This window comes from Streptomyces tricolor (genome assembly GCF_002155905.1).
Classification (GTDB): Bacteria; Actinomycetota; Actinomycetes; order Streptomycetales; family Streptomycetaceae; genus Streptomyces; species Streptomyces tricolor.
Genome location: NZ_MUMF01000133.1, coordinates 16233 through 28907, shown reverse-complemented (window position 1 = coordinate 28907; position 12675 = coordinate 16233). Strand labels below are relative to the sequence as shown.

The following is a 12675-nucleotide window of genomic DNA, read 5'->3' as shown; positions in this document are numbered from 1 at the left end:
AAAAGGGGTGGTTTTCCTCTTCGGCGACGGAGAGGAAAACCACCCCTTTTCACCATCGGGCGCTGGATCAGAGGCCCTTGACTGCCCCCGGGGGAAAGCAAAAACTGTTGCCGTTGCGGGAAGGGCCGGGGCGCGAGAGGTGATCACATCGACACCGAGGTGACGGATGCGGACCTGCTCGCCCGCCACGTGGACGGCGACCCCGAGGCCTTCGGTGAGATCGTCAGGCGGCACCGGGACCGGCTCTGGGCGGTCGCCCTGCGGACCCTGGGGGACCGTGAGGAGGCCGCTGACGCGGTGCAGGACGCCCTGGTGTCGGCCTACCGGGCCGCCCACACCTTCCGCGGCCAGTCCGCCGTCACGACCTGGCTGCACCGGATCACGGTGAACGCCTGCCTGGACCGCGCGCGGAAGGCGGCCTCGCGGAAGACGGCTCCGGTCGACGACACCGAGCGGCTGGAGCAGCTGCTGGAGCCGCACGAGTCCGCCTCGGCCCCGGCCGAGCGGAACGACGTGCACCGTCAGCTCCTCGAAGCTCTCGGCACCCTTCCGCCGGAGCAGCGGGCCGCTCTGGTCCTGGTGGACATGCAGGGCTACCCCGTGGCGGAGGCCGCGCGGATCCTCGACGTCCCGACGGGCACGGTGAAGAGCCGGTGCGCCCGCGGCAGGGCCAGACTGCTCCCCCTACTCACCCATCTGCGACCGGAAGGCACCGGCGACCCCCGAGCGGGCGGTACCGGATCCGGGAAAGAAACCGGCCGAGGACGGAACCGCGGGCAGGGGCCATCCGTCCCACCGGCGACGGGGCCCCCGAGCGGGCGCCCCAAGGAAGCGGGACCGAGCGATTCAGCCGTAGTGAAGGGCGGAGGTGGGCGAGCGTGACTTCCACGACAGACACGGCCGGGCACCCGGATGTCGCGGAGATCTCCGACCTCACCGAGGGCCTGCTTCCACCGGACCGCAGTACGGATGTGCGGCTCCATCTGGACGGGTGCGAGCCGTGCGCGGACGTGTACGCCTCCCTGGAGGAGATCCAGGGTCTGCTGGGCTCCATGCCCGGGCCGGAGCGGATGCCGGCCGATGTGGCCGCGCGCATCGACGCCGCCCTTGCCGCCGAGGCGTCACTGGCTTCCGCCGGCGAGGACACCACCGGTCATGTTTCACGTGAAACATCGCCTGCCGGTGATCTCCTCACGGGCCGCCCCACGGGTCCCCTCGCCGATCAGCCTGCCGACCGCCCCGCAGGCCGTCCGCGTGCGGCGACCGGGCCGGGCCGCAAGGACTCCCCGCGGGGGCGGCGACGCGGCCGGTTCGTCCTGGGCGCCGTCCTCACGGCCGCGGTGCTGGGCGCCGGAAGCCTGGTGCTGACGTCGCTCGCCGACAACGGCGACGAGACAGCGGCCCATGGGACCCCGACCCCTTCCGCCGAGACCTTCTCCGGTGACAGCGTGCAGCACCAGGCACAGGCCCTCCTCACCACCAAGAAGGGGCTGCAACGGGGCAGCGAGAAGCCCCGGCAGAACACCGGCGACGGGGGGTCGGACACGTCCGGCTCGACCGAGGGGCCGAACACCCTGGTCCAGACGGCGGTTCCGGTCCCCGACTGCGTCCGGCAAGCGCTCCGCCAGAGCACGGACGTCCTGGGCGCCAAGACCGGCACGTACGCGGGGAAGTCCGCCTACCTCGTCGTCGTGGCCGATGCCCGGGACGACAAGCGGGTCACCGCCTACGTGGTCGACGCGGCCTGCGTCCACCAGCAGCCCGCTTCGGCAGGCACGGTTCTGCTGAAGCAGTCCGTCGCGCGTCCCTGAGTCGCTGGAACACTCCTTCGGTCGCCCCCGGGCACGCGTGTGCCCGGACACACCGGGAATGCGGGCCCCGTAGGATCCGTTGGGTGGGGTGAGAGTCCTGAAAGGGGCTCCCGCCGGTCGACTGACGCAGACCAGAGACGAGGAATCAAGCCGTGAGCGACGTCCGTAACGTGATCATCATCGGCTCCGGGCCCGCAGGCTACACGGCGGCGCTGTACACCGCCCGTGCGTCGCTGAAGCCCCTGGTGTTCGAAGGCGCCGTCACCGCGGGTGGTGCGCTGATGAACACCACCGAGGTGGAGAACTTCCCGGGCTTCCGCGACGGCATCATGGGCCCCGACCTCATGGACAACATGCGGGCCCAGGCTGAGCGCTTCGGTGCCGAGCTGGTTCCGGACGACATCGTCTCCGTCGACCTGACCGGTGAGATCAAGACCGTCACCGACACCGCGGGCACGGTCCACCGGGCGAAGGCCGTCATCGTCACCACCGGCTCCCAGCACCGCAAGCTGGGCCTGCCGAACGAGGACGCACTCTCCGGCCGTGGTGTCTCCTGGTGCGCCACCTGTGACGGGTTCTTCTTCAGGGACCACGACATCGCCGTGATCGGCGGTGGCGACACCGCGATGGAGGAGGCCACCTTCCTCTCGCGGTTCGCCAAGTCCGTGACGGTCGTGCACCGACGGGACACCCTGCGCGCCTCCAAGGCAATGCAGGAACGCGCCTTCGGTGACCCGAAGATCAAGTTCATCTGGGACAGCGAGGTCGCCGAGATCCAGGGCGACCAGAAGCTCTCCGGCCTGAAGCTGCGCAACGTCAAGACCGGCGAGCTGTCCGAGCTGCCCGTGACGGGTCTGTTCATCGCGATCGGCCACGACCCGCGCACCGAGCTGTTCAAGGGCCAGCTGGACCTGGACGAGGAGGGCTACCTGAAGGTCGCCGCCCCGTCCACCCGCACCAACGTGACCGGTGTCTTCGCCGCTGGTGACGTGGTCGACCACACCTACCGTCAGGCGATCACCGCGGCCGGCACCGGCTGCTCCGCCGCTCTGGACGCCGAGCGCTTCCTCGCCGCCCTCGCGGACGAGGACCAGGCGGAGCCCGAGAAGACCGCCGTCTGACCTTCCCTCTCCCCTCGCCCCACCGCACGACCAAGGTAAGGAGCCCACCGTGGCCGGCAACCTGAAGATTGTGACCGACGACTCCTTCGAGCAGGAAGTCCTCAAGAACGACAAGCCCGTCCTCGTGGACTTCTGGGCAGAGTGGTGCGGCCCGTGCCGTCAGATCGCCCCGTCGCTCGAGGCGATCGCCGCCGAGCACGGTGACAAGATCGAGATCGTCAAGCTCAACATCGACGAGAACCCGGGCACGGCCGCGAAGTACGGCGTCATGTCCATCCCGACGCTGAGCGTCTACCAGGGCGGCGAGGTCACCAAGACCATCGTCGGTGCCAAGCCGAAGGCCGCGCTTCTCCGCGACCTCGAAGAGTTCATCACCGCGTGACGTTTCACGTGAAACGCGAAGGGGCCGACCCTCCAGGGGTCGGCCCCTTCGCGTAGGCCCAGGACTACAGAGGTCTCAGCGCCGGCTCCTTCTGGACTGCCCCCAGGAGTCGGTCGAGTGCCATCTCCACATCTTCCTTCCAGGAGAGCGTGGACCGCAGCTCCAGCCGGAGCCGGGGGTGCGTGGGGTGCTGGCGGACCGTCTTGAAGCCCACGGCCAGCAAATGATCGGCGGGCAGCAGACAGGCCGGCTCCTTCCAGCGGGCGTCTCCGAACGCCTCGATCGCCTTGAAGCCCCGGCGCAGCAGATCCTTGGCGACCGCCTGCACCAGCACCCGGCCCAGCCCCTGCCCCTGATAGCCGGGCATGACGAAGGCCGTCATCAGCTGGACGGCGTCCGGCGACACCGGGCTCGTGGGGAAGGCCGTCGAGCGGGGGACGTAGGCCGGCGGAGCGTAGAGGACGAACCCGGCCGGTACGTCATCGACGTACACCACCCGGCCGCACGATCCCCAGTCCAGCAGGACGGCGGAGATCCAGCCTTCCTTCTCCAGCGCGGAGGTGCCCGCCTTCACTGCCGCTTCGCCGCTGACCGGGTCCAGCTCCCAGAAGACGCAGGAGCGGCAGCGATGGGGAAGGTCCTGAAGGTTGTCCAGCGTGAGCGGCACGAGCCGACGCCCCATGAAGGCTGATCCTCGCTTCCTTCGCCCGCCGCAGCGCGAGCGGCTGTCACAGCGGGCAGACGCTGTCCGATGGATGTGCCCTATCTGATCGCATCGTATCCACGATCGGATTCACTCGATACCGTCGCAAAGCAAAGAGCGGGCCGTGTTCCGGTACACACCGGACACGGCCCGCTCCACCGCCTCGCCGGGCGGATCGCCCCAGGATCAGGCGCCGCCTCCCCGAGGATCAGTCGTCGGTCTCCTCGCCGTCGCTCTCCTGGAGGCTCTTCTGGAGGGCCAGCTTCTCGCCCGGGGCGAGCGTGCTGAGGATCCTTTCGAGGTCGTCCGCGGAGGCGAACTCGACGGTGATCTTGCCCTTCTTCTGACCCAGCTCGACCTTCACCCGCGTCTCGAAGCGGTCCGAGAGTCGCGTGGCCAGTTCGCTCAGCGCCGGCGAGGGCACGGACCCGGCCCGGGGACCCCGGGAGCGCGAGGACTTCTGCGGGCGCGAGCCCATCAGCGTCACGATCTCTTCCACGGACCGCACCGACAGCCCCTCGGCCACGATCCGGTGCGCCAGCCGGTCCTGCTCCTCCGAGTCCTCGACGGCCAGCAGCGCCCGCGCATGGCCGGCCGAGAGCACCCCGGCGGCCACCCGCTTCTGCACGGTCGGGGAGAGCTTCAGCAGCCGCAGAGTGTTCGAGACCTGCGGGCGGGAACGCCCGATCCGGTCGGCCAGCTGGTCGTGCGTGCAGTTGAAGTCCCTCAGCAGCTGGTCATAGGCAGCGGCCTCTTCGATCGGGTTCAGCTGCGCGCGGTGCAGGTTCTCCAGCAACGCGTCCAGGAGGAGCTTCTCGTCCTCCGTGGCGCGGACGATGGCGGGGATGGCCTCCAGACCGGCCTCGCGGCAGGCACGCCAGCGGCGCTCGCCCATGATCAGCTCATAGCGGCCCGGCCCCAGCTGCCGTACGACGACGGGCTGGAGGAGACCGACCTCCTTGATGGAGGTGACCAGCTCCTGGAGCGCGTCCTCGTCGAAGATCTCACGCGGCTGGCGTGGGTTCGGGGTGATGGCGTCGAGGGGGATCTCGGCGAAGTGGGCACCCATCGGAGGTGCGGGGACCTCCACCGCCGGGCTTGCCGGAGCCGCCTCGGTTTCCTGGACGACCGGCGGCAGCGTGGCCACCTTCGCCGCGGCCACTCCCCGGTCGGTCGTCAGCACCGGGACGGATGCGGGGGAGGTGGTCGCTCCGCCCCCCATCGCCGCCGGGGCCGGGGTCTTCTCGGTCGGGGCCGCGGGGATCAGTGCGCCGAGACCACGACCCAAACCCCTCCGTCGCTCGCTCACTGCATCCCCTCCACCATGCTCGGGTCTTTCTGAGCGCCGATGTGGGCCTGGCTCGCGTCATAGCTGATGCCGACGCCCCTCAGCGCGATTTCTCGGGCCGCCTCAAGATAGGAGAGGGCACCGCTCGATCCAGGATCGTAAGTCAGCACCGTCTGCCCGTAACTCGGCGCCTCGGAGATACGGACGGAGCGGGGGATGCTCGTCCGCAGCACCTCGTCACCGAAGTGGCTGCGCACCTCTTCCGCGACCTGGGAGGCGAGACGCGTCCGGCCGTCGTACATGGTGAGCAGGATGGTCGACACATGCAGGGCGGGGTTGAGGTGCCCCCGCACCAGGTCGACATTGCGCAGGAGTTGGCCGAGGCCCTCCAGCGCGTAGTACTCGCACTGGATCGGGATGAGCACCTCGGCGCCCGCGACGAGCGCGTTGACCGTCAGCAGGCCGAGCGAGGGCGGGCAGTCGATGAGGATGTAGTCCAACGGCTGCTCGTACGCCTGGATGGCTCGCTGCAGCCGGCTCTCCCGGGCCACCAGGGACACCAGCTCGATCTCCGCACCGGCGAGATCGATGGTGGCGGGGGCGCAGAAGAGGCCTTCGACATCGAGGACGGGCTGAACGACCTCGGCGAGCGGCTTGCTCTCCACCAACACGTCGTAGATGGACGGTACTTCCGCGTGATGGTCGATCCCGAGGGCCGTGGACGCGTTGCCCTGCGGGTCGAGGTCGATCACCAGGACGCGGGCACCGTGCAGAGCCAGCGAAGCGGCAAGGTTGACGGTCGTCGTCGTCTTGCCCACGCCACCCTTCTGGTTGGCGACCACGATGACTCGGGTCTGCTCCGGTCGTGGCAGGCCTTCGCCGGCGCGGCCGAGAGCCTCCACCGCCAGTTGGGCCGCACGACCGATGGGAGTGTCGTCCATCGGGGACGGTGTTTCACGTGAAACATCCGTCCCCATCGACTCGGTACGGGGACCGGGGACCGGATCGGTCATCGGTCCCGCGATGTTGGCGTCGGACCGCAAGGATTCACTCTCCTCGACTTCAGGCTCGCAATGAACAGAGCCTCCCATGTCTTCGGGGTCGTGAACCAGTGAGGTCTGGTCTTCTGTGGAGAAATCCCCCTCTGTGGACAACTCTGTGCCCCTGGAGGGGGATGGACGGGCCGGGGAGACGGGATCCTCTCCCAGGGAACCGAGAGGCTTCCGCTCGCGAGGTTCGGCCGCGGCGCGGCCACGACTGATGATGCCGTGCAGCAGTGAGCGACGTTTCACGTGAAACACGATGCACAGCGGCTACGACCGGACCTTCGCGACACTCCGGCTTGCGTAGGTTTGGCAGCTTGTGTGGAGTACGTCTCGTCGTCAGGACGGATCAGCGGTGCCCGTCCCCCGCCTCACCGACGACGGCGGGCGCGACCGGTACGGGCCGCCTTGGCGCGCTTCGCCGCGAAGCGCACACCCCCCGGGCTCTCCCCGACCTCGACCCGCACGACCGTGGACAGCGGATCCACCACGCCCTCACCCACATGCAGGATGGACGTCTCCACGGCACCCAGCTTGCTGAGGGCGGTGGCTGCGGCCTTCAGCTCCTCCTCGGCGGTGTCGCCCTTGAGCGCGAGCATCTCGCCGTACGGCCGCAGCAGCGGGATGCCCCAGGCGGCCAGGCGGTCCAGCGGGGCCACGGCCCGGGCGGTCACCACGTGGACGGGAGGCAGCTTGCCCAGGACCTCCTCGGCCCGGCCGCGCACCACGGTGACATGATCCAGGCCGAGCAGCTCGACGACCTCGGTCAGGAAGTTGGTGCGCCGCAGCAGGGGCTCCAACAGGGTGATGTTCAGGTCGTCGCGGACCAGGGCCAGCGGGATGCCCGGCAGCCCGGCACCGGAGCCGACGTCACAGACCGTCACTCCCTCCGGGACGGCCTCGGAGAGCACCGCACAGTTCAGCAGGTGCCGTTCCCACAGGCGGGGCACTTCCCGCGGGCCGATGAGGCCCCGCTGCACGCCCGCCTCGGCGAGCAGCTCCGCATAGCGCACCGCATCGGCGAAGCGATCACCAAACACTTCCCGCGCCTGTTCGGGCGCGGGGGGAAGCTCCGCTGCCTCCGTCACGGGGACCGTCCTTCCGTACAGCGCCGGCGCTTCGCGCGCCGGCCACCAGAACTACCAGGCTGACAAAATTCGGCCCCGCCTGCTCAACAGACGGGGCCGGTGGAACGAGGGGACCGATCAGGCGGGCAGCACGACGACGAAGCGCTGCGGCTCCTCGCCCTCGGACTCGCTGCGCAGTCCCGCGGCCTTGACCGCGTCGTGCACGACCTTGCGCTCGAACGGGGTCATCGGCTTGAGCTTCACGGGCTCGCCGCTGCTCTTCACCTCGGCGGCGGCCTTGGCGCCCAGCTCGGACAGCTCGGACCGCTTCCTGGCCCGGTACCCCGCGATGTCCAGCATGAGCCGGCTGCGGTCGCCGGTCTCCCGGTGCACCGCCAGGCGCGTCAACTCCTGGAGCGCCTCCAGCACCTCGCCGTCCCGGCCGACCAGCTTCTGCAGGTCGCGGCTGCCGGTGTCGCTGATGATCGACACGGAGGCGCGGTCGGCCTCGACGTCCATGTCGATGTCGCCGTCGAGGTCGGCGATGTCCAGCAGACCCTCCAGGTAGTCCGCCGCGATCTCACCCTCCTGCTCCAGGCGGGTGAGGGTGTCTGCACCCTCGGCAGCGGCGGAGGTGGTGCCTTCCGTCACGGGATGGGCTCCTTCTTACTTCTTGGACGGGGACTTGGGCCGCTGCGGACCACCCTTGCGCTGGCCGGACTGGGCCTTGCTGCGGGTGCCGGAGCCGGGCTTCTGGGGCTGCTTGGCGGCGGCGGGCTTGGCGTCCTCCGGCTCGGACTTCTCCAGCGACGGACCGTCGCCCGCCTGCTTGGGCCCGCCGGACTGGCGCTGGGCCTTGCTCTGCCGCTTGGGCTGCTGGCGGCGGCCGGCGGCGGTCGTGGCGGTGCCGGTGACCACGCCCTCCTCGGTCTCCGCCGTGGCCTGGGCCACGCTCTTCGCCACGCTGCCGTCGGCCTGGGCGGCGAGGCCGGCCTTGTTCAGCGCGTTGATGAACTTGCGCTCGAACTCGTTGCGGTCGCGGCCCTTGGCGACGATCGCCTTGACGATGGCCTTCTCGCTGCGCCGGCGGACCTTGCCGTGCTGCGTGACGTGCTTGGTCAGGCGCTCCAGGTAGGCGGCCTGGGCCTTGGAGCCCGGGGTCGGGTTGTTGTGGATGACGTACATCTGCTGGCCCATGGTCCACACGTTGGTGGTCAGCCAGTAGACGAGGACACCGACCGGGAAGTTCACACCGAAGACGGCGAACATGACCGGGAAGACGTACATCAGCATCTTCTGCTGCTGCATGAACGGCGTCTTCACCGTGGTGTCGACGTTCTTCGTCATCAGCTGGCGCTGCGTGTAGAACTGCGACGCCGACATCAGCACGATCATGATCGCGGTGACGACGCGGACGTCGGTCAGCGAGGCGCCGAGCGCGGTGATCTGGCTCTCACTGCTGAAGAACTTGGCCGCCAGCGGGGCACCGAAGATGTGCGCCTTCTGCGCGCTCTCCAGCAGACCCTGGTCGATCACGCCGATGGTCTTGTTCGACGCGATGCCGTTGAGGACGTGGTACAGGGCGAAGAAGAACGGGGACTGCGCCAGGATGGGAAGGCACGAGGAGAGCGGGTTGGTGCCCGACTCCTTGTACAGCTTCATCATCTCTTCGGACTGGCGCTGCCGGTCGTTCTTGTAGCGCTCCTGGATCTTCTTCATCTCCGGCTGGAGCGTCTGCATCGCGCGCGTGGCCTTGATCTGCTTCACGAAGAGCGGGATCAGGCAGATGCGGATGAGGATCACCAGGGACACGATGGACAGGCCCCAGGCCCACCCGGTGTCAGGTCCGAAGATGGCGCCGTACACCGTGTGGAACTGGACGATGACCCATGAGACGGGTGTCGTGATGAAGCTGAAGAGGCTGGCAATCGTGTCCACTAATCATGCTCCTTGGGCATGGGACGAGGTCTCTGCGGCCGGGCTCGAAGGAGACTCGCGAACAAGCTTCGCTTCGGTGGCCGGTTCGGCGGCGGAGGGCCCGCCCCTGCGTGCGCGCCAGGCGTTGCGCAGCATTTCGTGCCACCGCGGACGCTTACGCGGCGGAACATGGTCCACACCGCCGAGCGACCACGGATTGCACCGGAGGATGCGCCAGGCCGTGAGTGCCGTTCCCTTGATCGCACCGTGCCGGTCGATGGCCGTGTAGCCGTAGTGGGAGCACGACGGGTAGTACTTGCATACCGGCCCCAGCAGCGGACTGATCGTCCACTGGTACAGCTTGATCAGAGCCAGCAGCGGGTACTTCATCGCGCGCCCCCTCCCAGCAGCCGCTCGAGGGCGGCGTCCAGGTCTCGGGCCAGCTGTGCGTGGTCTGCGTCGCCCGCTCCGGGCAGCGCTCGTACGACTACCAGGCTACCGGGGGGAAAGAGGGCGACTCGGTCACGCATCAGATGGCGCAGTCTGCGCTTCACTGTGTTGCGCACGACCGCGCCACCCACGGCCTTGCTCACGACGAAACCCGCACGCGTCGGGGGAGCGCTCTCCCCTGGCGCGTGCGGGTCCGTGGCACCGCTACGAAGGTGGACGACGAGCGTCGGGCGTCCGGCCCGGCGGCCCCGTCGTACCGCGGTCGCGAAGTCCTCGCGCCGCCTCAGCCGGTTCTCGGTGGGCAGCACGACGTCATGACCTGATCGGGATCAGGCGGACAGGCGGGCGCGACCCTTGCTACGGCGGGACGCGAGAATCGCGCGGCCGGCACGGGTGCGCATACGCAGCCGGAAGCCGTGGGTCTTCGCGCGACGACGGTTGTTCGGCTGGAAGGTGCGCTTGCTCACTCGGGGGCTCCAGAAAATCGGTAGTGGCGGGGTGCCGTCCTGGCTGTCACCGTGCGCCCACGAGTAGCTCGCGTCACGCCCGAGTGCACCGCTTCCCGATCACCTGACGTGACCTGTGCCCATCGGAGGCAGGCGGCAGCAGCCATCGACAACTCGACCTGGTTACGGTACGCGGGGCTACGCCATCCGGTCAAACCGAGGGTCGCGGGGAGACACTATCCACAGGCTGGGGACAACAACTTGAACCGTACCCGCCGCGCTGACTACCGTGGCTGAACTCCGATTCGTTCCCTTATCCCCGCCCGACCCGATTTTCATCCCGACCCGTCCCTGAACCACACGTTCGTGGGACCTGTGAGAGAGCGTGCCCTGTGGCTGACGTACCTGCCGATCTTGCCGCAGTGTGGCCACGCGTACTGGAGCAGCTCCTCGGGGAGGGCCGCGGACAGGGTGTGGAGGCAAAGGACGAGCACTGGATCCGGCGCTGCCAGCCGCTCGCGCTGGTCGCGGACACCGCCCTGCTCGCCGTGCCGAACGAATTCGCGAAGGGCGTCCTGGAGGGCCGTCTCGCACCGATCGTCAGCGAGACCCTGAGCCGTGAGTGCGGCCGTCCCATCCGGATCGCGATCACCGTGGACGACTCGGCGGGCGAACCGCCGGCGCCCGCGGCGCCTCCCGCCCAGCAGACCCCGAAGCCGCGCTACGAGGAGCCCGAGCTGCCCTCGGGGCCGTACGAGGGCTACGGCCGCCACCGCGGCGGCGCCGACCAGCTCCCCGGCACCGAGCCGCGCCCCGAGCAGCTCCCGTCCGCCCGCCCGGACCAGCTGCCCACCGTCCGCCCGGCCTACCCGTCCGAGTACCACCGCCCCGAGCCCGGCGCCTGGCCGCGCCCGGCGCAGGACGAGTACGGCTGGCAGCAGCCCCGGCTCGGCTTCCCCGAGCGGGACCCGTACGCCTCGCCGTCCTCCCAGGACGCCTACGGCTCGCCGTCCCAGGACTACCGCCCGCAGGGCATGGACCGGCCGCCGTACGAGCAGCAGCGCGGCGACTACGACACTCCGCGCGCGGAGTACGAGCCGGCGCGCCCCGACTACGACTCCGCACGCCCGGACTACGAGTCCGCGCGCCCCGAGTACGACCCCTCGCGCACCGAGTACGACCAGCGTGACCCGGTCCGCCGTGAGCTGCCCGAACCCCCGGCGCACCGCGGCGGCCCCGGCCGCCCGGACATGCCCTCGGCGGGCGCGCCCGGCCCGCCGGCCGCGCAGCCCGCGCCGGCGAGCGGTCCCGGCGAGCCGACCGCGCGCCTGAACCCGAAGTACCTGTTCGACACGTTCGTCATCGGCGCCTCCAACCGCTTCGCGCACGCGGCGGCGGTCGCGGTCGCCGAGGCGCCGGCGAAGGCGTACAACCCCCTGTTCATCTACGGGGAGTCGGGGCTCGGCAAGACGCACCTGCTGCACGCGATCGGGCACTACGCGCGCAGCCTCTACCCGGGCACGCGCGTGCGGTACGTCAGCTCGGAGGAGTTCACCAACGAGTTCATCAACTCCATCCGCGACGGCAAGGGCGACAGCTTCCGCAAGCGCTACCGCGAGATGGACATCCTGCTCGTCGACGACATCCAGTTCCTCGCGGACAAGGAGTCGACGCAGGAGGAGTTCTTCCACACCTTCAACACGCTCCACAACGCCAACAAGCAGATCGTGCTGTCCAGCGACCGGCCGCCCAAGCAGCTCGTCACGCTGGAGGACCGGCTGCGGAACCGTTTCGAGTGGGGCCTGATCACCGACGTGCAGCCGCCGGAGCTGGAGACGCGTATCGCGATCCTCCGCAAGAAGGCGGTCCAGGAGCAGCTCAACGCCCCGCCGGAGGTGCTGGAGTTCATCGCCTCCCGCATCTCGCGCAACATCCGTGAGCTGGAGGGCGCGCTGATCCGGGTGACGGCGTTCGCGTCGCTCAACCGGCAGCCGGTGGACCTCGGGCTGACCGAGATCGTCCTGAAGGACCTGATCCCCGGGGGCGAGGACTCGACGCCGGAGATCACGGCGACGGCCATCATGGCGGCGACCGCGGACTACTTCGGGCTCACGGTCGACGATCTGTGCGGCAGCTCGCGGGGGCGGCAGCTGGTCACGGCCCGGCAGATCGCGATGTACCTGTGCCGGGAGCTGACGGATCTGTCGTTGCCGAAGATCGGTGCGCAGTTCGGTGGGCGGGACCATACGACGGTGATGCACGCCGACCGCAAGATCCGGGCGTTGATGGCCGAGCGGCGGTCGATCTACAACCAGGTCACCGAGCTGACCAACCGCATCAAGAACGGCTGACGATCGGCTGAGGCCGGCCGTACGGCGACGTCGAGGGCGCCTCGGGGCTACGCGTCCCGGGGCGCCCTTTCGCGTACGGCACCGCTGCTGGCGGCC

At 69.5% G+C, this 12675-nt stretch carries 14 protein-coding genes; 5 read left to right on the top strand and 9 right to left on the bottom strand.

Annotated elements, in window-relative coordinates; translation table 11 throughout:
- Positions 1–159: 159 nt before the first annotated feature.
- The 4 genes from sigM (at position 160) to trxA (ending at position 3314) form a co-directional block, all read left to right on the top strand.
- On the top strand, positions 160–882 hold the full coding sequence (gene sigM / locus CCN44_RS10955; RefSeq protein ID WP_237481309.1) for an RNA polymerase sigma factor SigM: 723 nt from the start codon (positions 160–162) through the stop codon (positions 880–882).
- Positions 879–1811 (top strand): hypothetical protein, encoded by a 933-nt coding sequence (locus tag CCN44_RS10950; protein WP_086697502.1) that lies wholly within the window; start codon positions 879–881, stop codon positions 1809–1811. The genes sigM and CCN44_RS10950 overlap by 4 nt, the downstream gene beginning before the upstream one ends.
- Positions 1812–1963: 152 nt before the next feature.
- Positions 1964–2932: a thioredoxin-disulfide reductase gene (gene trxB / locus CCN44_RS10945; protein WP_086697501.1), complete on the top strand. Its 969-nt coding sequence runs from the start codon at positions 1964–1966 to the stop codon at positions 2930–2932.
- A gap of 49 nt (positions 2933–2981) precedes the next feature.
- Complete coding sequence (trxA, locus tag CCN44_RS10940) at positions 2982–3314, top strand: thioredoxin (RefSeq protein WP_059250032.1); 333 nt, start codon at positions 2982–2984, stop codon at positions 3312–3314.
- Positions 3315–3378: 64 nt separating this feature from the next.
- Here trxA and CCN44_RS10935 read toward each other — a convergent pair whose 3' ends face one another.
- The 9 genes from CCN44_RS10935 to rpmH form a co-directional block, all read right to left on the bottom strand.
- Positions 3379–3996 carry a GNAT family N-acetyltransferase gene (locus CCN44_RS10935; protein ID WP_059250033.1) on the bottom strand — a complete coding sequence of 206 codons (618 nt, stop codon included), beginning with the start codon at positions 3994–3996 and terminating at the stop codon, positions 3379–3381.
- A gap of 229 nt (positions 3997–4225) precedes the next feature.
- Positions 4226–5326 carry a ParB/RepB/Spo0J family partition protein gene (locus tag CCN44_RS10930; protein WP_086697500.1) on the bottom strand — a complete coding sequence of 367 codons (1101 nt, stop codon included), beginning with the start codon at positions 5324–5326 and terminating at the stop codon, positions 4226–4228.
- Positions 5323–6396 (bottom strand): ParA family protein, encoded by a 1074-nt coding sequence (locus CCN44_RS10925; protein WP_079080989.1) that lies wholly within the window; start codon positions 6394–6396, stop codon positions 5323–5325. Before CCN44_RS10925 ends, CCN44_RS10930 begins: the two co-directional genes overlap by 4 nt.
- A gap of 323 nt (positions 6397–6719) precedes the next feature.
- Positions 6720–7436: a 16S rRNA (guanine(527)-N(7))-methyltransferase RsmG gene (gene rsmG / locus CCN44_RS10920; RefSeq protein WP_059250036.1), complete on the bottom strand. Its 717-nt coding sequence runs from the start codon at positions 7434–7436 to the stop codon at positions 6720–6722.
- A 117-nt stretch (positions 7437–7553) separates the two neighbouring features.
- On the bottom strand, positions 7554–8066 hold the full coding sequence (locus CCN44_RS10915; protein ID WP_059250037.1) for a Jag family protein: 513 nt from the start codon (positions 8064–8066) through the stop codon (positions 7554–7556).
- A 15-nt stretch (positions 8067–8081) separates the two neighbouring features.
- Positions 8082–9353, bottom strand: a complete 1272-nt coding sequence (gene yidC, locus CCN44_RS10910) for a membrane protein insertase YidC (RefSeq protein ID WP_086697499.1) — start codon at positions 9351–9353, stop codon at positions 8082–8084.
- A gap of 3 nt (positions 9354–9356) precedes the next feature.
- Entirely contained in the window at positions 9357–9722 is a 366-nt protein-coding gene (yidD, locus tag CCN44_RS10905) for a membrane protein insertion efficiency factor YidD (protein WP_079080990.1), read from the bottom strand.
- Entirely contained in the window at positions 9719–10090 is a 372-nt protein-coding gene (gene rnpA, locus CCN44_RS10900) for a ribonuclease P protein component (RefSeq protein ID WP_079080991.1), read from the bottom strand. The genes yidD and rnpA overlap by 4 nt, the downstream gene beginning before the upstream one ends.
- Before the next feature lie 21 nt (positions 10091–10111).
- Positions 10112–10249, bottom strand: coding sequence for a 50S ribosomal protein L34 (gene rpmH / locus CCN44_RS10895; RefSeq protein ID WP_003956500.1), 138 nt, complete (start codon positions 10247–10249; stop codon positions 10112–10114).
- Positions 10250–10620: 371 nt separating this feature from the next.
- On the opposite strand from rpmH, the gene dnaA reads away from it, so the two are divergent.
- Complete coding sequence (dnaA, locus tag CCN44_RS10890) at positions 10621–12579, top strand: chromosomal replication initiator protein DnaA (protein ID WP_086697498.1); 1959 nt, start codon at positions 10621–10623, stop codon at positions 12577–12579.
- Positions 12580–12675 lie beyond the last annotated feature (96 nt).

Excerpts from the sequence above, each read along its gene's own strand:
- CCN44_RS10935 (WP_059250033.1), bottom strand. The coding sequence starts at position 3,996 with ATGGGGCGTCGGCTCGTGCCGCTCACGCTGGACAACCTTCAGGACCTT.
- yidD (WP_079080990.1), bottom strand. The coding sequence starts at position 9,722 with ATGAAGTACCCGCTGCTGGCTCTGATCAAGCTGTACCAGTGGACGATC.
- CCN44_RS10925 (WP_079080989.1), bottom strand. The coding sequence starts at position 6,396 with ATGGGAGGCTCTGTTCATTGCGAGCCTGAAGTCGAGGAGAGTGAATCC.